Genomic DNA, 20,453 nt, shown 5'->3' with positions numbered 1-20,453 from the left:
TCTGCCCGCGGTCAGACGCAGAACTCTCTGCCGGCCTGCGGTGCCGTATGGAGGCCTATTCCTTGGCCCGCAGCATCACCACCTGCGTCTCGCCATAACTCCGCCGTTCCAGCTCTTCGAAGCCTTCGGGCAGGCTGATCTCGGCATCTGCGGCCTCTTCCAGAACGATCAATGCATCCGGCGCCAGCCAGCCGCCTTCACGAGCGGAGACCAGCGCCTTCTCTCCCAGCCCCTTGCGATAGGGCGGGTCGCAGAAGACGAGGCCGAACGGCGCCATGCCGGTGATCGGGCCGAGCTTGGTCGCGTCGCGGCGGAAGATGCGGCTGAAGCCGGCGAGGCCGAGCGCCATCTGGTTCTCGCGGATGATGCCCCGCGCCTCGGTGCCGTCATCGACCATGAGCGCGAAACCCGCGCCGCGCGACAAGGCCTCGAAGCCGAGCGCGCCCGTTCCGGCGAAGAGATCGAGCACGCGCGCGCCCTCGACCGTCTCGCCATAGGCATGGGCGAGCACGTTGAACAGGGATTCGCGCAGACGGTCCGAGGTCGGCCGGATGCTGCCGATCCCAGGCTTCGGACCGGCCAGGGGCCGGCCGCGCAGGCGTCCGCCGACGATCCGCATCGCTTAGCCGCGGCTACCGCTACCGGGACGGGGGCCTCTGCCGCCGCCGCCGGGGCGTGGGCCTTTGCCACCACCCGGCCGGCCGCCGCCCGGCTTGCCGCTGAACGGGCGTCCGCCGCCTGCCGGCCGCTCCGAGGAACGGCCCCCGAAGCTCTTGCCACCCGGCTTGTCACCGAAGCTGCGGCCACGCGGCCGGTCTTCGGCTGAACGCTCGCGGAAGGCACGGGCAGGGCGCTCAGTGCCGTCGCGTGGAGCACGGTCGGGGCGCTCGCCACGCGGCGCACGGTCCTCCCAAGGGCGATCGCCGCCGCGGTCGCGACCGTCGTCCTCGCGGCGCGGGCGCCGTGCCGGCCTGTCGTCGCCACCAGAGCGCTCGAACGAACGCGGTGCGCGCGCCTCGTCGCCACCGCGCTCCTGGGCACCGCGCTCCTGGCGCGGCTTGCGGTCGGGGCGGCGCTTGCTCTCGCGTTCGGGAGCGGCGCGCTCTTCCGAAACGGGCGCGCGGACGCGCTCGACCAGCACGCGCCGGCCCTTCGGGTCGGCGATCGGCGTGTCGCGGCGGCGTTTGACGTCGCCGGTGGCCTCGCGCTCCTGCCGCTCCAGCTTCGGATCGGCGCCACGGCGCGGCGGAGCCTTGCGCTCGCGCTGCGGCTCGGTTTCGGCATCGCGCCAGACGGTGCGGGTCCAGGGCTTGTCGCCGCGCAGCGGTGCGTGGGCCGGTTCGCCATCGCGGCCGGCTTCGTCGCGGCGGCGTCGCGGGCGATCGTCGCCGGCCGGAGCCGGACGCGGTGCGGTGGGCAGGGCATCGCGGCGCGGCGATTCGAAATCGGCGCCGGCCTTGGCTGTAAGCTCGCTGCCGAGCTGGTCCTGCAGCACGCGCGAGCGGATTTCGTCGGCCTCGCCCTCTTCGAGCTCGCCGAGCTGGAACGGCCCGAAGGAGATGCGGATCAGCCGGTTCACCGTCAGCCCGAGATGCTCGAGCACGGTCTTGACCTCGCGGTTCTTACCCTCGCGCAGGTCGACCGTCAGCCAGGTGTTGAAGCCCTGCTGGCGTTCGAAGCGGGCGATCACCGGCCCGTACTGGATGCCGTCGATGGTGACGCCGTCCTTGACCGTGTCGAGCACGTCCTGCGTCACCTCGCCGAAGGCGCGCACGCGGTAGCGCCGGAGCCAGCCGGTCTCCGGCAGCTCCAGAACCCGCGCCAGCCCGCCATCATTGGTCAGCAGCAGCAGGCCTTCGGTGTTGATGTCGAGCCGGCCGATGGTCAATACGCGCGGCAGGTCCTCCGGCAGCACGTCGAAGACGGTCGGCCGGCCTTCCGGGTCGAAATTGGTCGTCACGACGCCGCGGGGCTTGTGATAGAGCCACAGCCGCGTGCGCTCGCGGGCCGGCAAGGGCTCGCCGTCGATCAGCACGATATCGGTCGGCTTGACGTCGAGGGCCGGGCTGTTCAGCACCGTGCCGTTCACGCTGACGCGCCCTTCCGCGATCATCGCCTCGCTGTCGCGACGCGAGGCGACGCCGGCCCGCGCCATCACCTTGGCGATCCGCTCCGGCTCCTCCGCTGTGATCAGCTTGCGCTCGGGCGCATCCTCGCGCGGGCGGCGCGGACGATCATCCTGCCCCTCGAAGCGCGGCGCGCGCGGGCGCGAAAACCGCTTTTCGCCATCGCGGCTCTCGCCACGTGGCGGCCGGTCACCCTGCGGCCGGTCACGGCCGGCGAAGGGGCGATCGCCCGTGCGGGCCGGACGCTGCGGGCGCTCATCGCTGGTCCGCTCGCGGAAGCCGCGGCCTTCGCCTTCGGTCCTGGAGCGGGTCGGCCTGTCGCCATCGAAACGGCGCGGACGGGCGGCTTCGCCCTCGCTGCCGGCAGGGCGCTCGAAGCGGCGGGCCGGGCGTTCGTCGCCAGCCGAATGGCCGCGGAAGGGCTTGCGCTCACCGTCACGGGCGGGGCGATCATCGCCGGCCGGGCGGCTGCGGAAGGGCTTGCGCTCGCCGTCGCGCGCAGGTCCGCGACCTTCCCCGCCTGCACGGCTGCCGAAGGGCTTGCCGCCGAAGCTTTTGCCACCAGAGCCGGGTCCACGGCCGCCGGCGCCGCCACCCTTGCGCGGGCCGCGGCCTCTATTGTTGTCGTCGTCTTTCATGGCTGCTCCTGAGCCGGCCGAGCACAACCGCTTTGCGGGAAAGGCCTGGCTCGCTTATTCGCTATAACCGGCGCTTGTAGCAGAGGCTTTCCCTTGCTGCGAGCGCCAAAGCTGGGGTTTTCGATGTCGCTACCGCAACACTCATCCACCGTCGACGCCATGGCGCTCGCCTTCGACGAGGCGAAGGCAGCTGCCTTGCGCGGCGAGGTGCCGGTCGGCGCGGTGGTGGTCCGTGACGGAACGATTCTCGCCAGTGCTGGCAACCGCACGCTGGAGCTGAAGGACCCGACCGCCCATGCCGAGATGCTGGTCCTCAGGCTGGCTTGCGAGGCGATCGGCAGCGAGCGCCTGATCGGGTGCGATCTCTATGTCACGCTCGAGCCCTGCCCGATGTGCGCGGCGGCGATCTCGTTTTCCCGGATCAGGCGGCTCTATTTCGGCGCGGGCGATCCGAAGGGCGGCGCGGTCGAGAACGGCGTCAGGCTCTATGAGAACCCGACCTGCCACCATGTGCCGGAGGTCTATGGCGGCCTGCGCGAGACGGAAGCCGCGGCGCTGCTCCGGGATTTCTTCCGCGAGCGGCGCTGACGCTCACGTATCCGACGAGGCGATGCCGAATTTCGCCGAGAGCTGCGCGCGGTCCATGCAGGAGACGTCATAGGTCACCTGCCGGCCCTTGAATTCCGGGCGTTTGCCGAATTCCTTGGTCATCGTGCGAGCGATGTCGTCGATCCGCGCCTCGCAGGCTTGCGCCGTGGTGAAGCCCATCTCGCTGACGCGGCTGGTCGCGCAATGCGCCTCGCCGGCGACGCAGGCCATGATGATCATGGTGAAGGCATCCATGTGAGGCGCTCCCGTTGCTGGCGGTCGAGGCTGCGCCCGTATGGTTAGCGCCCGGTTAAGGCCGTTAGCCGAGGCTGCGCCAGCAGAGATAGGTTCCGAGTGCTAGGAGGCCGGCGAAGAAGCAGATCTTGAAGGTCGCCGGCGAGATGCGGCTGCGGATGAACTGCCCTCCGCCCATGCCGATCAGGGCCGGGACGAGCGCCAGCAGCGACTGCCAGGCGACGGTGCCGTTGAGCGCCCCGGCTCCGATCAGGCCGAAGGAGAGCGCCAGCGTCGAGACGATGAAGGAGATGCCGAGTGCCTGCACCAGCTCGTCCTTGTCGAAGCCGAGCGCCTGCAGATAAGGCACGGCCGGCAGCACGAAGACCCCGGTCGCCGCCGTGACCACGCCCGTGGTGAAGCCGATGACGGGGCCGAGCCAGCCTTCCCAGCGGGTGGGAACGCGCAGCTTCGCCGCCTTCAGCCCGACCAGTGCATAGAGGATGAGCGCTGCGCCCAGCCAGAGTGTGGCCGAGCCGTCCTTCTGCTGTTGCAAAAGCCCGGCGCCAGCCCAGGTGCCTAGGCAGATCGTCGCGAGCATCGGCCAGAGCCGGCGCAAGGTTGAGAGCAGCTTGGGTCCGGTCGCGATCTGCCAGCCATTGGTGACCAGATTGGGCACGACCAGCAATGCTGCGGCCTGCGCCGGCGCCATCACCACACCGAGGATGCCGACCGCGATGGTCGGCAATCCCAGCCCGATAACGCCTTTGACGAAGCCGGCGAAGACGAAGGTCGCGGTGACGAAGATGAGGAGAGCTGTGTTGTCCATGCCCTGCTTGTGGCATTGCCGCGGGCGGCTGTCGCGGCCCGACGCTACGGTCGGCGCCGTAGCGTTCCCGCTTGCGGCGATGGCGGGATGGCGCATCATGTAACCATGAGCACCCAAGGTCCCTATCTCGCAGAGATCGCCCATCTGATGGGCGATCCGGCCCGCGCCAACATGCTGCACGCGCTGATGGATGGGCGCGCGCTGACGGCCAAGGAGCTCGCCTGGATCGCCGGTATCGCGCCGCAGACCGCGAGCGGCCACCTCGCCAAGCTGATGCAAGGCGGCTTGATCGATGTCGCAGCGCAGGGGCGCCATCGCTATTATCGGCTCGCTGGGCCTGAAGTGGCGACGGCGCTCGAAGGGCTGATGGTGTTGGCCAATCTTGACGGCACCAGCCGACGCCTGCCGTCCCGTGTCGGCGCCGAACTGAGCCAGGCGCGAACCTGTTACGATCATTTCGCCGGCCGGCTCGGCATCGGCATCCACGACGCGCTGATGTCTGGCGGCCATCTCGCCGCGAGCGAAGGTGGCTATGCGCTGACCGCCTCAGGCAAGGCGATCTTCCGGGCGCTGGGCCTCGATCCTGACGCCACCGCCAGGAGCCGCCGCGCCGCCTTGCGCCCCTGCCTCGACTGGAGCGAGCGCCGGCCGCACCTGGCCGGCCATCTCGCCGCTGCTCTGGCCTGCCGCTGCTTCGAGATGGATTGGGTCCGCCGCCGCAAGGACAGCCGCGCCGTCATCCTGACGGATGAGGGGCGAGGGGTGCTGGAGGCTGCGCTGCCGGGCTTCCGTTGCGATGCGCCGGAGCCGATCAGCCCTGCGATTCGAGAGCGCGAGCCAGCGCTCGCTTGACCTCGTCCTTGATCGGCTCGGCTGCCGCGAGGATCGCCTTCGCCTTGAAGAAATCGAGTCCGCCGATGCGGTCGGCTCCCGCACGGATCAGGATGTCCGGCGGCTCCTGCTCGATCAGGCGCTGGACCAGCGAGCGGGTCAGGATCTGCGAGGCGCCGACAAGCGCCTCCATCGCGCCGGGAATGCGGACTTCGCCGGGCTCGGCCATGGGAGCGCTGACATCGACCGCGACCACGATGCGGCCGGGCGCCAGCAACTCCCGATAGGGCAGGGGATCGATGGCCCCGCCGTCGATCAGCACGCGCCCGCCGAGTGCGACCGGCCGGATCAGCCCGGGTATTGCGAGGGAGGCCGCGACGGCCGGCGTCAGTGGCCCGTCATGTAGCATGACTTCGCTGTGGCGATGGTAATCCGCCGCGATCGCCTTAAACGGGATCGCCAATTCTTCGAAACGATCCGGCACGGCCTCCGGCCAGAACAGGTCGAGCAGGCGCTCGCCGTCGAGCAGGACGGGATTGCCGAGGCCGCGCACGAGATCGGCGAGCTTGCCGACGCGGCAATCGAGCAGGCGTGCGATCACCCGCGCCCGATCGCGGAAGGTCGACAGCACATGCTCGCGCAACTCCCGGCCGGAGAGCCCGGCGGCATAGGCTGCGCCGATGATGGCGCCGATCGAGCAGCCGGAGATGCGGTTGGGCTTGAGGCCGAGCTCGTCGAAGGCCTCCAGCACGGCGATATGGCTCAGGCCCCGCGCTCCGCCGGCTCCGAGCACGAGCGCGATCTCGGGCGCGCTGCCAAAGCTCTGCTTGGGATCGGCGCTGCGGGGGCTGGTCATGTCTTTCGCGGCCCGCACCTCGGCTTAGGTCGCAGCCTGTGACAGGAACGGCTTCAGCGCCGCGAGCGTCGCCTGCGGGTTCTCTTCCGGCAGGAAGTGGCCGCTGTCGATCGCCTGGCCCTCGGCCTGTGGCGCGAAAGTCTGGTGCCAGACGTCCAGCGGGCTTGCGCCCTTGGCCGGGATACCGGCCTCGCCCCAGAGGACGAGCGTCGGACAGAGGATGCGCTTGCCCGCCGCGAGATCGGCCTTGTCGTGTTCGATATCGGTGGTGGCGCCGGCGCGATAGTCCTCGCAGGCCGCGTGGGTTCGCGAGGGATCGCTGAAGGATTCCGCATAGGACTGCATCGCCAGCGGGTCGAACAGGTCGAGATTCTTCGCCCGGCTCCAGCTCGCGATGGTGCGGTCGAGCCAGCCGACCGGATCGGCCTTGAGCAGGTTTTCCGGGATCGGCTCGGGCTGGGCCAGGAAGGTCCAGTGATAGACCTGCATGGCGCGGGCCGCGTTCATGCCTTCCCACATCGAGACGGTCGGCAGGATGTCGAGCAGGACGAGCCGCTCGACCCGACCGGGGTGGTCGAGCGCGAGACGATAGGCAACGCGCGCCCCGCGGTCATGGCCGATCACGCCGAAGCGGATATGGCCGAGCGCCTGCATCACCGTGACGATATCCTCGCCCATGCCACGCTTGGTATAGGTCTCCCGGCCGCCGTCACCATGCGGCGCGGCCGACCAGCCATAGCCGCGCAGGTCGGGGCAGACCACGGTGTGGGTCTTTGCCAGTTCCGGCGCCAATCGATGCCATTCGGCATGGGTCTGCGGAAAGCCGTGGATCAGCACCAGTGGCGGGCCCTCGCCGCCGACACGCGCGAAGATCTTGCCGACCGGCCCGTCGATCCAGTGCGCCTTGAAGCCGGGGAAGAGACTGTCGATGTTCGCCATGCCTGAGAGCATAGCCCCGGCGATGGCGAGCTGTCAGCCTTGCTCGCGCTTCACTGCCTGCCAGCCGATATCGCGACGGCAGAAGCCGCCGGGCCAGTCGATCTTGTCGACGGCCTCATAGGCCCGCTTCTGCGCCTCGCCGACGCTCTTGCCGAGCGCGACCACGTTCAGCACGCGCCCGCCATTGGCGACGAGATCGCCGTTCGAGAGCTTCGTGCCGGCATGGAAGACGAGCACCTCATCCAGCGCCTCCGCCTTCTCGACATCGCGGATGACGCTGCCGGTCTCCGGCTTGGCCGGATAGCCCTTGGCCGCGAGCACGACGGTCAGCGCCGCCTCGTCGCGCCAGCGCAGGTCGACCTGGTCGAGCATGCCGTCGCAGGCGGCCAGCAGTGCCGGCACGATGTCGCTCTTGAGGCGCGGCATCAGCACCTCGCATTCGGGGTCGCCGAAGCGGGTGTTGTATTCGATCAGCTTCGGTCCCTGCGCCGTGATCATCAGCCCGGCGAAGAGCACGCCCTGGAACGGCGTGCCGCGCTTGGTCATGCCGGCCAGCGTCGGCCGGATGATCTCGGCCATGACGCGCTCGGTCAGCGCGGGCGTCATCACCGGGGCCGGCGAATAGGCGCCCATGCCGCCGGTATTCGGGCCGGTATCGCCGTCGCCGACGCGCTTGTGATCCTGCGCCGAGGCGAGAGCCAGCGCATGCTTGCCGTCGCAGAGCGCGAAGAAGCTCGCTTCCTCGCCGATCATCCATTCCTCGACCACGACCTCGGCCCCGGCCGCGCCGAAGCTGCCGGAGAACATCATGTCGATGGCCTCGTTCGCCTCGTCCAGCGTCTGCGCCATGATCACGCCCTTGCCGGCGGCGAGCCCGTCGGCCTTGATCACGATCGGTGCGCCCTGGGCCGCGACATAGGCCTTGGCGGAAGCGGCATTGCCGAAGCGGCCGAAGCCGGCGGTCGGAATGTCGAATTCGGCGCAGAGCTCCTTGGTGAAGCCCTTCGAGCCTTCGAGCTGGGCGGCGGCCTTGGACGGTCCGAAGACCTTGATGCTGGCGGCCCGGAGATCATCGGCGATGCCGGCGACCAAGGGCCCTTCCGGCCCGACGACGACGAGGTCGATGCCCTGCAACCGGCAGAACGCCACGACGGCGGCATGGTCGGCGATATCGATCACGACATTCTCGCCGCAATGAGCGGTGCCGGGATTGCCCGGCGCGATGAACAGCGTGTCGCAGAGCGGCGAGGCCGAAATCGCCCAGGCGAGCGCGTGCTCGCGGCCGCCCGAACCGATCAGAAGAATTTTCATCGCGCTCTCCGCTCCGTCACGGGCGCAATAGCGGCACCTAGCGCCGCGGGCAACGCTTCTGCTGCATCATCGGTCCGGCTATGGTCCGGCCATGACCAGCGAATCGCAGCAGACGACCGGCAATGCGCCCGAGTGGAGCGTCTCGGACCTCTCCGGTGCGCTGAAGCGCACCATCGAGGACAATTTCGGCTTCGTGCGCGTGCGCGGCGAGATTTCCGGCTATCGCGGCCCGGTCGCTTCCGGCCATGTCTATTTCTCGCTGAAGGACACCAACGCCAAGATCGACGCGGTGATCTGGAAGGGCGTCTTCGGCCGCCTGAAGACGCGCCCGCAGGAAGGGCTGGAGGTCATCGCCACCGGCAAGATCACCACCTTCGCCGGCAAGTCGAGCTACCAGATCGTCATCGATTCGCTGGAGCTGGCCGGCGCCGGCGCGCTGATGGCGCTGCTGGAGGAGCGTCGCAAACGGCTCGCCGCCGAGGGGCTCTTCGCCGAGGAGCGCAAGCAGCTCATCCCTTATCTGCCCTCCGTCATCGGCGTCGTGACCTCACCGACCGGTGCCGTCATCCGCGACATCCTGCACCGCCTTGAGGATCGCTTCCCGCGCCATGTCCTGGTCTGGCCGGTGCGCGTGCAGGGCGAGACCAGCGCCGCCGAGGTCGCCAACGCCATCGCCGGCTTCAATGCGCTGCCGGCAGGCGGGCGCATCCCCCGGCCGGACGTCATCATCGTCGCGCGCGGCGGCGGCTCGCTCGAAGACCTGATGAGCTTCAACGAGGAGGTGGTGGTCCGTGCCGCCGCGGATTCGGCGATTCCGCTGGTCTCCGCCGTCGGCCACGAGACTGACTGGACGCTGATCGACCACGCTGCGGACCTGCGCGCGCCGACCCCCACCGGCGCGGCCGAGAAGGTCGTGCCGGTGCGGGCGGAACTGATGGGCTTCGTCGCCGATCTCGCGCGCCGCCATTCCGGCGCGATGCTCCGCCTGTCCGATCGTCGCCGCAGCGATCTCAGGGCGCTCGCCCGTGCTTTGCCGGGGCCGGAGGCCGTCCTCTCCGCGCCGCGCCAGCGGCTCGATCTCGCCGCGACGCGGCTGGCGCCGGCGCTTGCCAGGAACGCGCGCACGCATGAGCAGCAATTGCAGGCCCTGTCTCGCCGGCTGGAGGCGCGCTCGCCCCGCGTCGCCCTTGCCCGCCTGCGCGCTGAGCTCGCCGGTTTCGGGCGCGTGCTCGCCGCAGCCCGCGGCAACGCCATCGCCGGCGAGCGCACCCGGATCGCCAATGCCCGCGATCGCCTCACCACGCTGGAAACGCGGGCCCGCAACGCTTTCGGCCAGAGCCTGATCCAGCGCCGCGAACGCGGAACTGCTGTGGCTGAGCGTGCTGAGCGCGCTTTCGGCCAGGCGCTGCATCGCCGCCGGGACCAGCTTTCCTCGCTCTGGACGCTGATCCGTTCGCTCGGGCCGGAAGCGGTGCTGTCCCGCGGCTATGCCCTGATCCGCGACGAGGCCGGGGCGCTCGTCCGCAGCGTCGAGGCAGCCCAGCCGGGCAGGGCGCTTTCGGTCCAACTGGCCGATGGCAGCTTCGGCGTCACCGTTGCGGGCGGCGAGGCCGGAGGAGCGAAACCGCCGGCGCCGCGCCCGGTTCGCAAGGGACCGGCATCGGGAACGCAGGGCGACCTGTTCTGAGATTCAAGGCGCGCTCAGGAAGGCCTTGACCCGTTTCAGCGCGTCCTCGCGTGCCGCCATATTGGTGCCGACAGTGACCTTTCCGGTGCTGCTGGCGGAATAGGCGATGTTCTCGCGCTCTTTCACCTCGAGGCGCGGATGGTCGAAATCATGCAGGGCGCCGGGATAAAGCACGAGGCCGACCTGCTCGCCGCGCGCTTGTGCGGCCTTGGCCAGATGTCCGCAGGGTGCGGCCGGCGTCCAGTCGTCGGCATCGCCCATCAGGATCAGCAGCGGGATGCGGGCGGAGAAGCTCGGCGATTCCGACTGGCTCCGGCAGGCAGGGTAGAAGGCGGCGGCGCGCTTGAAATCCGGCTTGCCGTCGGTGGGAGCCCGCTCCTTGCGGATCGCCGTCAGCACGGTCAGGCCGCCACTCGACCAACCGAGCAGGGCAATCGCGTCGGGTTTGATGTTGTCGCGCTGCTGCAGCCAGATCCGGGCGGCCATCGCATCGGCGACGCGCTCGCGCCCGGCCCTGACCGTCAGGTCCTTCACCCCGCATTGCGAGCCGAGCCCGCGCGAGCCGAAGCTGTCCGGCATCAGCACGGCGAAGCCGATGCCGGCCAGCCGCTCGCCCCAATCGGCATGTCGCATCGAGAGTTGGCCTTGCGCGCGCCACAAGCCGCCGCAACCATGCAGGGCGATCACGGCCGGGAAAGGCCCCTGACCGGCCGGAAGATAGAGGATGCCCGTCAATGTTCCCTGGTCGGCCGGAATCGCGACGCGCTCATAGCCACCGGCACGGGCGGCCGGAGCTGCGAGCAGCGCAAGGCTCATCAGGCACGCCGCGAGGCGCTGGAGACTGGACATCGCCGACCAGAAGGTTATCACAAGCCCCTGAGTATCCCGGCTTTCCGCTTCCCGATCAATGATTTGATGCAATTTTGATGAATATCAGCGAGCGCCTTCCGCCTCATGGCCCCGAAGCCGTGGTCGACTACGGTCCGGGCGAGTTCCGCGTCGTCAAGCCCGGCGCCTTCGTGCGCTGCGCCGTGACGAGCGCGCCGATCCGCCTCGACGATCTCCGCTACTGGTCGATCGAATGGCAGGAAGCCTATGCCTCGTCGGAAGCCGCGTTGCTCAGGCTGCGCCGCGCCGGCCGGGCTTGACGAGCGGCGAGGCTCTCAGCCTGCCTTTGCGAGGGCTGCAAGCAGGCCGGTGATCGCAACCGGCTCCGCGAAGACCAGCGAGACCGGCACCACGACCAGCGACTCGCGGGCATCTTCGGGCCAGAGCGGCGCGAGCTTGGTCCAGTCCTTTTCCGTTGTCGCGACCACGGCAGCATGTTCGCGCGCGGCTGCGAGCGCAGCGGCGATATCGGCCTGTTCATAAGGGTGGTGATCGCCATGAGCCTGCTCGGCTGCGACGATCGCCCCCGTCTCCCGCAAGGTCGCCGCGAATTTCTCCGGGCGGCCGATTCCTGACAGCGCTACGACCTTCTGACCGCGCAGGCGTGAAGCGACAGGGTCGGCTGGCTTGAGCGTGGCTGACAGGACCGGCTTCCCCTGCGCCCGCGCAACGGCGGCGACGCGTTCACCTGCATCCCCCAGGCCGATCGCGACGATGGCGTCGGCTTCACTCATCTGCTCGACGAGCGGGGCACGTAAGGGGCCGGCCGGCAGACACAGCCCGTTTCCGGCGCCGCTTGCTCCGTCGACCACCGCAAGCTTGAGATGCTTGACCAGCGACGGATTCTGCAGGCCGTCATCCATCACGACGATGGTGGCGCCGAGTCCACGCGCGAGCCTTGCGCCGGCCACCCGGTCGCGGGCGATGACGGTGCGGGCATGGCGGGCCATCAGCAGCGGCTCGTCGCCGACATCGGCAGCGCGATGCCGGTCGGGATCGACCTCGACCGGCCCCGCAAGCCGTCCGCCATAGCCGCGCATCAGCACGAAGGGCTTTTCGCCCTGTTCATCGAGCAGGCGGGCGATGGCGATCGCGGTCGGCGTCTTGCCGGCGCCGCCGGCGATGAAATTGCCGACGCAGATCACCGGCAGGCCGGCATCGGCTCCGGGTTGGCGCATCCGCTGCAAGGTGATCCGGCCGTAGAGGAAGCCGAGCGGCTGGAGCAGCCGGGCGAGTAGCGTGGGTTTCTCCCGCCACCAGAAGCGCGGGGCGCGCCGCAGCATCAGGGCGCGCTCTCGCGCTGGCCAATCGCCACCCGCATCAGCAAGGGCTCGATCGCATGCAGCGTGCGGTTCAGCGCGCCGCCGAGTTCGGTCGCGGTCTGCGCGGCGGCACGCGCCGCCTGCCGGGCCTCGGCCGGGTTGTTCAGCCAGCGATGCACTGCGCCTGCCAGCGCCTGTGCATCGGCGGCCTCGCGCGAGCCGCCGTCGCGGTCGAAGGCCGCGAAGATCTCGGCATTGTTGTGGACATAGGGCCCGTGCAGCAGGGCACAGCCGAGCTTGGCCGGCTCGATCGGGTTATGCCCGCCGATGCCCTCGACCAGCGAGCCGCCGAGGAAGGCGACCTGCGAGAGCCGGTAGAACAGTCCGAGCTCGTTGACGGTGTCGGCGACATAGAGATCGACGTTCCGTTCCGGGCTTCCCCCCGTCGCCCGGCGCGAGACGGCGACGTCATTCGCCTCTGCCAGCGCCTCGATCTCCGGGCCGCGCTGGGGGTGGCGCGGCGCGATGATGGTGAGCAGCTTCGGCAGGTAAGGCTTGATCGCGAGATGGGCGGCCAGCACCAGTTCGTCCTCGCCGGGATGCGTGCTCGCGGCGATCCAGACCGGGCGGCCCGTCGTCTGGCCGTCGAGAATGGCGAGCGTATCGGAATCGGCGGGCGGGGCGGGCACGTCGAATTTCAGGTTGCCGGCGACGCTGACGCGCGGTGCGCCGAGCTGGGCCAGCCGCTCGGCATCGCCCTGCGACTGCGCCAGGCAGGCCTCGAAGCAGGAGAGCAGGAAGCGCGAGGTCTTCGGCATCTTGTACCAGCGGGCGAAGGAGCGCTCCGACATCCGGCCGTTGACCATCACCACCGGGATGGCGCGGCGCTGCGCCTCGATCAGCAGGTTCGGCCAGATCTCGGATTCGCAGATCAGGCAGAGATCCGGGCGCCAATGATCCATGAAGCGGCGCATGTAGCGCGGCACGTCGAGCGGGATGTATTGATGGATTACGCCGCCCGGCAGTCGCGCCGCCATCAACCTGGCGGAGGTCACGGTGCCCGAGGTCACCAGCACGGCGAAGCCGCGCTTCTGCAATTTGGCGATGAGGGGCAGCAGGGTCACGGTCTCGCCGACGCTGGCGCCGTGCAGCCAGACCAAAGGCTTGTTCGGCCGCTTGACGCTCGCGTGGCCGCGCCGTTCCGCGTGCCGCGCAGGGTCTTCCTTGCCGCGGCGCCGGCGCCAGAGCAGGAGTCCGGCCGCCGCCGGCTCCAGCAGCGCCGTCGCGTAGCGATATGTCCTGAGGATCGCGCCCTTGCCGCTCATGCCGCTGCCCCGGCAGCAAGCTGCTTCTCGCGCAGGCCGGCGCCCGGGTCACGGCTGCCGACGATCGCGTAGCCGCGGGCATGGACATCGTCGAGGCTCGCCTGGACGGCGAGGCGTGCGGCTTCCTGCGTGGCCTCGTCGGCATCGCGCGCGACCAGGATCGGCTCGCCGACGACGATGGCGCAGCGCCCGAAGGGAAGGCCGATCGAGGCGCGGTCCCAGCTGTTGAAGTCGATGCGCCGGCTGGTCACCACGGCGACGGCCCGGATCGGCCGGCCGGAGGCGCGTGCCAATGCGATGATGCCGGGGCCGACGATGCGGGCGCGCTTGGGCACATCGGCCGTCAGCACCATGGTGTCCCCCGCTGCGAGGCGCCGGACCATGGCGAGGAAGGCGGCGGCGCCGCCCTTCTCGCGGATCTTCTTGCCGAGTGCGCCGGAACCGCGGATCGCGCCGATGCCGAGCTCGCGCAGCGCCACCGCATTGAAGCCGCCGTCGCCATGGCGCGAAACCAGCGAGCAGGCCGGCATCCAGTCCGGCCGGGCGAAGGGGATCATGAGGTGCTGGCCGTGCCACATTGCAAAGATGAGTGGCAAATCCGGCCGGACATGGTCGTAGATATCGGCGGGTTCGAAGACGATCCGGTTCGTGCGCTGGACGAGGCGCAGGTAGCCGGCCAGCAGCCGGCCGAGCGTTTCCTGCGCCACGCGCGTCTTGAGGATCGAAAAACCCATGGATTCTGTCGTCAGGTCCTGTCGCTCAGAGCCCGTCCCGGCTCAGCTCTTGGCGGTCTCGGGGTCGAGCAGCCGGTGGAGATGGACGATGAAATAGCGCGTCTGCGCCTGGTCGACGGTCTGTTGCGCCTTGGCCTTCCAGGCCGTGTGGGCGCTGGCATAATTCGGGAAGACGCCGACGATGTCGAGCTTGGCCAGGTCCTTGAAGGTGATGCCTTCGAGCGAGGCGAGCTCGCCGCCGAGGACGAGGTGAAGGAGTTGCTTCTGTTCCGGTTCCGCGCTCATCGAACTCTCCTGCAAGGGCCGTGGCGCCCCCATAAGCCATCCCGGTCGTCCAAGCGAGCGGACCGCGCCGGAAGCGTTGAAAAAAATCGTCAGGCCGGCTGCGTCCGTCCGTCGCGCAGGCGCTCGATCGCGGTCTGCAGGGGCGAGGCGAGCTTGCCGTTGCTCGCAACGAGCATGCCATGGACAGGGACTTCGCGATTGTAGATGACGGGCCCGGCCTCGCCATCGGTCAACCGGCCGCCTGCCTCGCTCAGCACGAGATCGGCCGCCGCCAGATCCCAATCGCGGGCATCGGGCGAGATCAGCCCGGCATCGATCGTGCCATCGGCAACGCGCGTCAGGCGCAGCGCCAGCGATGGAATCCGGGCAACGGCCTGGAAGCTTTCGAACTGGGCAAGCGCATCGAGCATCGGCTTGGGGCCGGCGATGCGCGCGCCGGTCAGGCTTTGTGCGGATGAGGCGTGGATGGTTTCGCCGTTGAGCGTCGCGCCGCCACCGGCGAGCGCACGATAGGTCGCCTGGCAGGCCGGCGCATGGACGATGCCGAGGATCGGCGCGCCCTGGTCGAGCAGCGCGACGCAGACAGCCCAGTCCGGCGAGCCCTGCATGAAGGCGCGCGTGCCGTCGATCGGATCGACGACCCAGACATAGCGATGAGAGAGCCGTTGGGCGTCGTCGACCGTCTCCTCGGACAGCCATGCAGCTTCCGGCAGCAATTCCGAAAGCCGGATGCGCAGGAAGGTGTCGACGCCGATATCGGCTTCGGTGACGGGCGAGCCGCCGCTTTTCGCCCAGGTCCGCGCCGCGGTCGTCGCGCCGGGCCGGAACAGATCGAGGGCGATCGTGCCGGCTTCCAGGCAGCTTTCGCCGACGGCTTTCAGCAGTTCGGCCGCGATCGGTAGCGTGGTGGCGTTCATGGCTTTCCTATCGGCCGCGATAGTCGCTGTTTCAAGCCGAAAATGCGGCCACGGATCGAAAGATTCCGTCAAGCATCCGGCAGGAAACCCCCGGTTTAGGGCCGGATCAGGGCGAAAACACCTTCCTTTAACCCAACCCCTTAAGCGCTCGGACACGGCTGGCGGCCATCCTCACAGGGCAAGCACGAGAGCCCCGGCATCGACAGAGGGCTCCGTTGCAGCAGGGATTAGAGAGAGGCGTTATAACCGATGGCCAGCGTCACGCCGGCCGCCGGAGAGAGCGGTTTTGTGCCTGCTCTCTCCGGCGGTCCGACCACCACAGCGATCGTTTCCCGCAACCCGATGCCGGCTCGTCCGGTCGCCCCGGCGATCGAGCGCGTCGGCCCCGTGCGGATCCTGCGCGGCGGCGCCAACTGGCGCGGCGTCGCGTTGCGGCTGGCCAATCCGGCCGGTGACGACGAACGTTTCGAACTGGCCCTGACCGCCGGCGACGGCCGCTCCATCGTGGTCGCTTCAGCCGATCAGGAGGACGCGGTCGCGCTCTGGCGTGATTTCGGCCGGACCAGCGGCTTGCCGCTGCTGCTCGAAGCCGCCGATGGCACGGTGACCGAGCCTTATCCGCAGCTTGGCCGGCTTGCGCTGGGCGCGATTCGTATCCGCCGCCGCCACGGCCTGCTCAACGGTCGCCGTCCGCGTTTCCTCACGCGTCGCAAGACGGGCCGCCTCGCCGAACTGCCGGTGATCGTCAATGGCGACCGGATGACCGACTGACCGTCAGAACCAGCCGCGGCTCGCGGCATCGAGAGCGAGCCCGGCCGCCAGAAGCAGGCCGGCATCCCGGTTCGACCGGAATATCCTGAGGGCTTCGGGCGCGCTCGCACCGTTGATGCGCGTCACCTGCCGGCCGAGATGAAGGGCGAAGGCGGCGAAGCCGAGCCAGGCGGCGGGGCCGCCGCCAACCAGCCAGATCGCGGTGCCCGTCAGCAGCACCGCCAGCGCGAAGCACAGCGCCACCGCCTCGCGCGTGTGATCGCCGAAATAGCGGGCGCTCGACCGGATGCCGGCGATGACGTCATCCTCGAGATCCTGCATGGCGTAGATCGTGTCGTAGCCGACGGTCCAGGCGATCGCGGCCGCATAGATCAGGTAGGCCGGCGGATCGAGCCGGCCGAAGACCGCGCTCCAGCCCATCAGTCCGCCCCATGAGAAGGCGAGGCCGAGCACGAACTGCGGCATGTTCGTGATCCGCTTCATGAACGGATAGATCGCGACGATCGCCAGCGAGCCAATGCCGAGGATGATCGTGAAGCGGTTGAACTGCATGAGCACGACGAGGCCCGCGAGCGCCTGCGCGATCATGAACAGCGCGGCCGCCTTTGCCGTGACCTGGCCGGACGGAAGCGGCCGCCCGCGGGTGCGTGCCACCTCGGCGTCGAGCTTGCGGTCGATGATGTCGTTGAAGGTGCAGCCCGCGCCGCGCATCAGGACCGCGCCGACGAAGAAGAGCAGGCAGTGCCAGGGATTGGGATAGGGCTGGCCGGCGGCGATGGCGGCAAGCCCGGCCGCCCACCAGCAGGGCATGAGCAGCAGCCACCATCCGATCGGCCGCTCGATGCGGGCGAGCTTGAGGAATGGCCTGATGGCAAGGGGCGCTCGGGTGTCGACCCAATGCCCGGTCAGCGCGTCGGGCAGGGGCGAGTCACGCCCGGGCATGGTTCCGAGGGGAGCCGGGTCGGGCATGGCGCCGGGGGGCGCCGGTCAGAGCGCGCCCTGCGGGACGCGCATCCCGCCGCCGGCGCCGCTGGTGATGGAATCGGCGCCGCCGAAGGGGCTGGCGCTCTGCGCCTGCTGCCGGGCGCGGCGCTGCATGGCGGCCTGCTGCTTCACGGCGTTGCAGGCCTGAGCGCGGAAGCCGGAAACCTTCTTGTTGTCGGTCTGCATGCCTTCGATGAAGGATGCGGGAATCTGGCACCAGTCCTGGTTGGCCGTGGCGAACTTGATCGCGGCGTCGCCATTATTGGCGAGGCGGCCGAAGGCGCTGCAGGCTTCCTGCGGCGTCATCTTCTTCTTGGCCTTCTGGGAGGCCGTGAGCTTGGCGACGATCGACTGGCGCTCGCCGAGCAGCTTCTGGATCTGCTCGCAGCCGGAGACCTGCGCGCTTGCGGGTGCAGCCGACAGGAGCGGAGCCACGGCAAGGCCGAGCACCGCGATAACGCCTGAAGCCATCCAACGCCGCATGGTGTCCTTACTCCGGATTGCCGGCCCGCCCGGCCGATCGTTAAATACGTCCTTAACAGCAGGCGCTGTTAACGCCAACGACTCTTGCGAGTCTATGGTGGCCTTGTGGGAAGCGCTGCCTGCTACAAGGTGATTGTGGCGTTTTTCACGTCGCTCTCGACATTACCACCGATTCCCGGAGCCGCTCGCGCCCATGCCCGTTCCCGATTTCGCCCGGCACCGGCTTTTCATCGACAACTCCTTCGCACCGGCGGCGATTCTGCCGCTCGATCGCGAGCAGGCGAATTATCTCCTCAATGTCCTGCGATTGCGGGTCGATGGCACGGTGCTCGTCTTCAACGGGCGCGACGGCGAATGGCTGGCGCGCCTCGTGCCGGAAGGGCGCAAGCAGGCGAGCCTCGAACTGGTCAGACAGACGAGGCCGCAGCCGCCCGCCGCCGACCTGCATTACCTGTTCGCGCCGCTGAAGCATGCGCGGCTCGACTACATGGCGCAGAAGGCGGTCGAGATGGGGGCGGGCCTGCTCCAGCCCGTCCTGACCCGCCGCACCCAGGTTTCGCGGCTCAACCTCGATCGGCTGCGCGCCAACGCCGTCGAGGCGGCCGAGCAATGCGGAATCCTGAGCCTGCCCGGGATCGAGCCGGAGCGTCCGCTCGAAGCGGCGCTCTCAAGTCTGGCGCCGGAGCGATTGCTGATCTTCTGCGACGAGGGCATGGCTCAGGCGAGCCCGGTTGCGGCGCTGGCGGCGCATGGACCCGCGCCGATCGCCGTCCTGATCGGTCCCGAAGGCGGCTTCGACGAAGCCGAGCGGCAATTGATCCAGGCGCGGCCCAACACGCTGCCGATCTCGCTCGGCCCGCGCATCCTGAGGGCGGACACGGCCGCGGTGGCTGCGCTTGCGCTGGTGCAGGCGGTGCTCGGCGATTGGCCGAGGGCCTGATCGGGAGGGTGCCAAGACCTGCCGCCAGCGCCGGGCGCCTTTGCGCGAATGCACGGTTCCGGTCGTTGTCGAGCGCCCGGCGCTCGCATATGTCTGTCCATCCTCTGCCGGCTTTGACCGCGCCTTCGGCGCGGGGCTGGTTGTTTGCCCATCTGCCGGAGCGCCCATGGCTCGCGACGTGTCCGATTCGACCCCGATCGGTTCCAAGGCCGAACTGATTGCTTGGACCGCCGCCGGCGAGAAACCGGCCTCCTCCTTCCGGATCGGCACCGAGCACGAGAAATTCCCGTTCTATCGGAGCGATCTCGCGCCCGTCCCCTATGAAGGCCGCGCCGGCGCCGGCGGCATCCGGGCTCTTCTGGAAGGCATGCAGCAGCGGCTCGGTTGGGAGCCGATCGTCGATGCCGGCCATATCATCGGGCTGGCCGGACCGGATGGCGGCGGGGCGATCTCGCTGGAGCCGGGCGGGCAGTTCGAATTGTCGGGTGCGCCGCTGGCGAGCCTGCATGAGACGGAGGCCGAACTTCAGGCTCATCTCGCCGACGTCAAGGCCGTGGCCGCTCCGCATGATATCGGCTTCGCCGCCCTTGGCGCGTCCCCGCTCTGGACCCGTGCGCAGACGCCGGTGATGCCGAAGGGGCGCTACAAGATCATGGCGAACTACATGCCGAAGGTCGGCACGATGGGTCTCGACATGATGTTCAGGACCTGCACGGTGCAGGTCAATCTCGACTTCGGCAGCGAGGCGGACATGGTCCGCAAGCTCCGGGTCTCGCTGGCCCTCCAGCCGCTTTCCACCGCCCTCTTCGCATCGTCGCCCTTCCTCGACGGCAAGCTCAACGGCTTCCAGTCGATGCGTTCCGAGATCTGGCGCGATACCGACAATGCCCGGTCGGGCATGCTCGCCTTCGCCTTCGACGAGGGCATGTCCTATGAGGGCTATGTCGACTGGGCTCTCGACGTGCCCCTGTATTTCGTCAAGCGCGACGATACCTATCACGACGTCGCCGGTGCCTCCTTCCGCGACCTGCTGGCCGGCCGGCTGCCGCAGCTGCCGGGCGAGAAGGCGACCATGTCCGACTGGGCCAACCACCTCTCGACGCTGTTTCCCGAGGTCCGGCTGAAGCGCTTTCTGGAGATGCGCGGCGCCGATGCCGGCCCGGCAGACATGTTGACCGCGATGCCGGCCTTCTGGGTCGGCCTGCTCTATGATGCGACCTCGCTCGATGCGGCCTGGGACCTCGTCAAGGGGTGGAGCGCGGAGGAACGGCAGGCTTTGCGCGATGCCGTCCCGCGCGAAGGGCTGGCTGCGAACATCGGCGGGCGCAAGCTCATCGAGATCGCCGCCGAGGTTGTGGAGCTGTCGCGCGCCGGCCTGGCCCGCCGGGCGCTCAAGAGTGCCGCCGGTCAGGACGAGACCCGCTTCCTTGCGCCGCTGCACGGGATTCTGGAGCGCCGCCGAAACCTGGCGCAGGCTCTGGAAGAGCGTTACCGCAATGCCTGGCACGGCAAGGTCGAGCCCGTGCTGACCGAGATGGCCCTCTGACGCCTGACCAGATTTTCCGCTCGAAAACTGCCGTTTCGAGCGGATTTTGCCTCGGAAATTAACGAGTTGGATGAAGGTCCCCACTAACCTAGCGGCATGGGGCGGATCAAGGCCAGCTTTCTCGAGTTTGCTCGCGACGCGCGCGGCGCGACCGTGATCGAGTATGGCCTTATCGCGGGCCTCGTCTCGATCACGATCATCACGTCGGCCACCTTCTACGGGAACCAGATCAGTTCGTTCCTGCTGGCAGCGGCCGACGCGATCAAGGTGCCCTGAGAC

Annotated in this window: 23 protein-coding genes; 8 read left to right on the top strand and 15 right to left on the bottom strand. The window is 69.0% G+C overall.

Translation table 11 applies throughout. The features are described 5' to 3' along the window. Positions 1 to 55: 55 nt before the first annotated feature. Both rsmD and AC1RLU_RS11250 read right to left on the bottom strand, forming a co-directional pair. Positions 56 to 619 (bottom strand): 16S rRNA (guanine(966)-N(2))-methyltransferase RsmD, encoded by a 564-nt coding sequence (gene rsmD / locus AC1RLU_RS11255; protein WP_492795581.1) that lies wholly within the window; start codon positions 617 to 619, stop codon positions 56 to 58. A 3-nt stretch (positions 620 to 622) separates the two neighbouring features. Next, positions 623 to 2,764 (bottom strand): pseudouridine synthase, encoded by a 2,142-nt coding sequence (locus AC1RLU_RS11250; RefSeq protein ID WP_492795580.1) that lies wholly within the window; start codon positions 2,762 to 2,764, stop codon positions 623 to 625. A 123-nt stretch (positions 2,765 to 2,887) separates the two neighbouring features. Here AC1RLU_RS11250 and AC1RLU_RS11245 point away from each other — a divergent pair, with 123 nt between their 5' ends. Next, positions 2,888 to 3,352, top strand: coding sequence for a nucleoside deaminase (locus AC1RLU_RS11245; RefSeq protein ID WP_492795579.1), 465 nt, complete (start codon positions 2,888 to 2,890; stop codon positions 3,350 to 3,352). A gap of 3 nt (positions 3,353 to 3,355) precedes the next feature. On the opposite strand, the gene AC1RLU_RS11240 is transcribed toward AC1RLU_RS11245, so the two are convergent. Beyond that, positions 3,356 to 3,607 (bottom strand): hypothetical protein, encoded by a 252-nt coding sequence (locus tag AC1RLU_RS11240; RefSeq protein ID WP_492795578.1) that lies wholly within the window; start codon positions 3,605 to 3,607, stop codon positions 3,356 to 3,358. A 64-nt stretch (positions 3,608 to 3,671) separates the two neighbouring features. After that, positions 3,672 to 4,415: a sulfite exporter TauE/SafE family protein gene (locus tag AC1RLU_RS11235; RefSeq protein WP_492795577.1), complete on the bottom strand. Its 744-nt coding sequence runs from the start codon at positions 4,413 to 4,415 to the stop codon at positions 3,672 to 3,674. A gap of 105 nt (positions 4,416 to 4,520) precedes the next feature. Here AC1RLU_RS11235 and AC1RLU_RS11230 point away from each other — a divergent pair, with 105 nt between their 5' ends. Next, positions 4,521 to 5,267 (top strand): ArsR/SmtB family transcription factor, encoded by a 747-nt coding sequence (locus AC1RLU_RS11230; RefSeq protein ID WP_492795576.1) that lies wholly within the window; start codon positions 4,521 to 4,523, stop codon positions 5,265 to 5,267. Here AC1RLU_RS11230 and AC1RLU_RS11225 read toward each other — a convergent pair. Genes AC1RLU_RS11225 through purD form a run of 3 tightly spaced genes read right to left on the bottom strand, consistent with a single transcriptional unit; the run spans position 5,227 to position 8,352 of the window. Beyond that, positions 5,227 to 6,102: a patatin-like phospholipase family protein gene (locus AC1RLU_RS11225; RefSeq protein ID WP_492795575.1), complete on the bottom strand. Its 876-nt coding sequence runs from the start codon at positions 6,100 to 6,102 to the stop codon at positions 5,227 to 5,229. The two genes, AC1RLU_RS11230 and AC1RLU_RS11225, sit on opposite strands and share 41 nt — an antisense overlap. 24 nt (positions 6,103 to 6,126) lie before the next feature. Further along, the gene (locus AC1RLU_RS11220) at positions 6,127 to 7,041 is read right to left on the bottom strand and encodes an alpha/beta fold hydrolase (RefSeq protein ID WP_492795574.1); all 915 of its coding nucleotides are present in this window, start codon (positions 7,039 to 7,041) and stop codon (positions 6,127 to 6,129) included. A 33-nt stretch (positions 7,042 to 7,074) separates the two neighbouring features. Next, positions 7,075 to 8,352, bottom strand: coding sequence for a phosphoribosylamine--glycine ligase (gene purD / locus AC1RLU_RS11215; RefSeq protein ID WP_492795573.1), 1,278 nt, complete (start codon positions 8,350 to 8,352; stop codon positions 7,075 to 7,077). 91 nt (positions 8,353 to 8,443) lie between these two features. Between purD and xseA the strand changes: the two genes are divergently transcribed. Beyond that, positions 8,444 to 10,039 (top strand): exodeoxyribonuclease VII large subunit, encoded by a 1,596-nt coding sequence (xseA, locus tag AC1RLU_RS11210; RefSeq protein WP_492795571.1) that lies wholly within the window; start codon positions 8,444 to 8,446, stop codon positions 10,037 to 10,039. A gap of 3 nt (positions 10,040 to 10,042) precedes the next feature. On the opposite strand, the gene AC1RLU_RS11205 is transcribed toward xseA, so the two are convergent. Beyond that, complete coding sequence (locus AC1RLU_RS11205; RefSeq protein ID WP_492795570.1) at positions 10,043 to 10,855, bottom strand: dienelactone hydrolase family protein; 813 nt, start codon at positions 10,853 to 10,855, stop codon at positions 10,043 to 10,045. Positions 10,856 to 10,965: 110 nt separating this feature from the next. On the opposite strand from AC1RLU_RS11205, the gene AC1RLU_RS11200 reads away from it, so the two are divergent. Then, positions 10,966 to 11,187 carry a DUF2093 domain-containing protein gene (locus AC1RLU_RS11200; protein WP_492795568.1) on the top strand — a complete coding sequence of 74 codons (222 nt, stop codon included), beginning with the start codon at positions 10,966 to 10,968 and terminating at the stop codon, positions 11,185 to 11,187. Positions 11,188 to 11,202: 15 nt separating this feature from the next. On the opposite strand, the gene lpxK is transcribed toward AC1RLU_RS11200, so the two are convergent. The 5 genes from lpxK to AC1RLU_RS11175 form a co-directional block, all read right to left on the bottom strand. Beyond that, positions 11,203 to 12,210, bottom strand: a complete 1,008-nt coding sequence (lpxK, locus tag AC1RLU_RS11195) for a tetraacyldisaccharide 4'-kinase (RefSeq protein WP_492795567.1) — start codon at positions 12,208 to 12,210, stop codon at positions 11,203 to 11,205. Next, entirely contained in the window at positions 12,210 to 13,514 is a 1,305-nt protein-coding gene (locus tag AC1RLU_RS11190; protein WP_492795565.1) for a 3-deoxy-D-manno-octulosonic acid transferase, read from the bottom strand. Before AC1RLU_RS11190 ends, lpxK begins: the two co-directional genes overlap by 1 nt. Further along, complete coding sequence (locus AC1RLU_RS11185) at positions 13,511 to 14,248, bottom strand: lysophospholipid acyltransferase family protein (protein ID WP_142114913.1); 738 nt, start codon at positions 14,246 to 14,248, stop codon at positions 13,511 to 13,513. The genes AC1RLU_RS11190 and AC1RLU_RS11185 overlap by 4 nt, the downstream gene beginning before the upstream one ends. Before the next feature lie 42 nt (positions 14,249 to 14,290). Further along, the gene (locus tag AC1RLU_RS11180) at positions 14,291 to 14,533 is read right to left on the bottom strand and encodes a DUF4170 domain-containing protein (RefSeq protein ID WP_082617077.1); all 243 of its coding nucleotides are present in this window, start codon (positions 14,531 to 14,533) and stop codon (positions 14,291 to 14,293) included. A gap of 89 nt (positions 14,534 to 14,622) precedes the next feature. Beyond that, on the bottom strand, positions 14,623 to 15,450 hold the full coding sequence (locus AC1RLU_RS11175) for a 3'(2'),5'-bisphosphate nucleotidase CysQ (RefSeq protein WP_492795563.1): 828 nt from the start codon (positions 15,448 to 15,450) through the stop codon (positions 14,623 to 14,625). Between the two features lie 249 nt (positions 15,451 to 15,699). Here AC1RLU_RS11175 and AC1RLU_RS11170 point away from each other — a divergent pair, with 249 nt between their 5' ends. Next, positions 15,700 to 16,221 carry a DUF6101 family protein gene (locus AC1RLU_RS11170; protein ID WP_492795561.1) on the top strand — a complete coding sequence of 174 codons (522 nt, stop codon included), beginning with the start codon at positions 15,700 to 15,702 and terminating at the stop codon, positions 16,219 to 16,221. A gap of 3 nt (positions 16,222 to 16,224) precedes the next feature. Here AC1RLU_RS11170 and ubiA read toward each other — a convergent pair whose 3' ends face one another. Together ubiA and AC1RLU_RS11160 are read right to left on the bottom strand one after the other, a co-directional pair. Next, positions 16,225 to 17,190, bottom strand: coding sequence for a 4-hydroxybenzoate octaprenyltransferase (gene ubiA, locus AC1RLU_RS11165; protein ID WP_113585671.1), 966 nt, complete (start codon positions 17,188 to 17,190; stop codon positions 16,225 to 16,227). Between the two features lie 18 nt (positions 17,191 to 17,208). Continuing rightward, on the bottom strand, positions 17,209 to 17,676 hold the full coding sequence (locus AC1RLU_RS11160; RefSeq protein WP_061964918.1) for a hypothetical protein: 468 nt from the start codon (positions 17,674 to 17,676) through the stop codon (positions 17,209 to 17,211). Between the two features lie 205 nt (positions 17,677 to 17,881). Between AC1RLU_RS11160 and AC1RLU_RS11155 the strand changes: the two genes are divergently transcribed. The 3 genes from AC1RLU_RS11155 (at position 17,882) to AC1RLU_RS11145 (ending at position 20,450) form a co-directional block, all read left to right on the top strand. Beyond that, positions 17,882 to 18,628, top strand: a complete 747-nt coding sequence (locus AC1RLU_RS11155; RefSeq protein ID WP_492795559.1) for a 16S rRNA (uracil(1498)-N(3))-methyltransferase — start codon at positions 17,882 to 17,884, stop codon at positions 18,626 to 18,628. A 166-nt stretch (positions 18,629 to 18,794) separates the two neighbouring features. Then, on the top strand, positions 18,795 to 20,174 hold the full coding sequence (locus AC1RLU_RS11150; RefSeq protein WP_492795557.1) for a glutamate--cysteine ligase: 1,380 nt from the start codon (positions 18,795 to 18,797) through the stop codon (positions 20,172 to 20,174). A gap of 96 nt (positions 20,175 to 20,270) precedes the next feature. Continuing rightward, a complete protein-coding gene (locus tag AC1RLU_RS11145; RefSeq protein ID WP_061964912.1) occupies positions 20,271 to 20,450 on the top strand; it encodes a Flp family type IVb pilin in 180 nt (59 codons plus the stop codon). The last annotated feature ends 3 nt before the right edge of the window (positions 20,451 to 20,453 follow it).

The sequence above is a fragment of the Allobosea sp. GW822-FHT05A11 genome, assembly GCF_058800455.1.
This window is presented reverse-complemented; position numbering and strand designations above follow the sequence as displayed.

What these genes read in the sequence shown, in the direction of transcription:
- rsmD (WP_492795581.1), bottom strand. Translation starts at nt 619, where the DNA reads ATGCGGATCGTCGGCGGACGCCTGCGCGGCCGGCCCCTGGCCGGTCCG.
- AC1RLU_RS11250 (WP_492795580.1), bottom strand. Translation starts at nt 2,764, where the DNA reads ATGAAAGACGACGACAACAATAGAGGCCGCGGCCCGCGCAAGGGTGGC.
- AC1RLU_RS11245 (WP_492795579.1), top strand. Translation starts at nt 2,888, where the DNA reads ATGTCGCTACCGCAACACTCATCCACCGTCGACGCCATGGCGCTCGCC.
- AC1RLU_RS11240 (WP_492795578.1), bottom strand. Translation starts at nt 3,607, where the DNA reads ATGGATGCCTTCACCATGATCATCATGGCCTGCGTCGCCGGCGAGGCG.
- AC1RLU_RS11235 (WP_492795577.1), bottom strand. Translation starts at nt 4,415, where the DNA reads ATGGACAACACAGCTCTCCTCATCTTCGTCACCGCGACCTTCGTCTTC.
- AC1RLU_RS11230 (WP_492795576.1), top strand. Translation starts at nt 4,521, where the DNA reads ATGAGCACCCAAGGTCCCTATCTCGCAGAGATCGCCCATCTGATGGGC.
- AC1RLU_RS11225 (WP_492795575.1), bottom strand. Translation starts at nt 6,102, where the DNA reads ATGACCAGCCCCCGCAGCGCCGATCCCAAGCAGAGCTTTGGCAGCGCG.
- AC1RLU_RS11220 (WP_492795574.1), bottom strand. Translation starts at nt 7,041, where the DNA reads ATGGCGAACATCGACAGTCTCTTCCCCGGCTTCAAGGCGCACTGGATC.
- purD (WP_492795573.1), bottom strand. Translation starts at nt 8,352, where the DNA reads ATGAAAATTCTTCTGATCGGTTCGGGCGGCCGCGAGCACGCGCTCGCC.
- xseA (WP_492795571.1), top strand. Translation starts at nt 8,444, where the DNA reads ATGACCAGCGAATCGCAGCAGACGACCGGCAATGCGCCCGAGTGGAGC.
- AC1RLU_RS11205 (WP_492795570.1), bottom strand. Translation starts at nt 10,855, where the DNA reads ATGAGCCTTGCGCTGCTCGCAGCTCCGGCCGCCCGTGCCGGTGGCTAT.
- AC1RLU_RS11200 (WP_492795568.1), top strand. Translation starts at nt 10,966, where the DNA reads ATGAATATCAGCGAGCGCCTTCCGCCTCATGGCCCCGAAGCCGTGGTC.
- lpxK (WP_492795567.1), bottom strand. Translation starts at nt 12,210, where the DNA reads ATGCTGCGGCGCGCCCCGCGCTTCTGGTGGCGGGAGAAACCCACGCTA.
- AC1RLU_RS11190 (WP_492795565.1), bottom strand. Translation starts at nt 13,514, where the DNA reads ATGAGCGGCAAGGGCGCGATCCTCAGGACATATCGCTACGCGACGGCG.
- AC1RLU_RS11185 (WP_142114913.1), bottom strand. Translation starts at nt 14,248, where the DNA reads ATGGGTTTTTCGATCCTCAAGACGCGCGTGGCGCAGGAAACGCTCGGC.
- AC1RLU_RS11180 (WP_082617077.1), bottom strand. Translation starts at nt 14,533, where the DNA reads ATGAGCGCGGAACCGGAACAGAAGCAACTCCTTCACCTCGTCCTCGGC.
- AC1RLU_RS11175 (WP_492795563.1), bottom strand. Translation starts at nt 15,450, where the DNA reads ATGAACGCCACCACGCTACCGATCGCGGCCGAACTGCTGAAAGCCGTC.
- AC1RLU_RS11170 (WP_492795561.1), top strand. Translation starts at nt 15,700, where the DNA reads ATGGCCAGCGTCACGCCGGCCGCCGGAGAGAGCGGTTTTGTGCCTGCT.
- ubiA (WP_113585671.1), bottom strand. Translation starts at nt 17,190, where the DNA reads ATGCCCGACCCGGCTCCCCTCGGAACCATGCCCGGGCGTGACTCGCCC.
- AC1RLU_RS11160 (WP_061964918.1), bottom strand. Translation starts at nt 17,676, where the DNA reads ATGGCTTCAGGCGTTATCGCGGTGCTCGGCCTTGCCGTGGCTCCGCTC.
- AC1RLU_RS11155 (WP_492795559.1), top strand. Translation starts at nt 17,882, where the DNA reads ATGCCCGTTCCCGATTTCGCCCGGCACCGGCTTTTCATCGACAACTCC.
- AC1RLU_RS11150 (WP_492795557.1), top strand. Translation starts at nt 18,795, where the DNA reads ATGGCTCGCGACGTGTCCGATTCGACCCCGATCGGTTCCAAGGCCGAA.
- AC1RLU_RS11145 (WP_061964912.1), top strand. Translation starts at nt 20,271, where the DNA reads ATGGGGCGGATCAAGGCCAGCTTTCTCGAGTTTGCTCGCGACGCGCGC.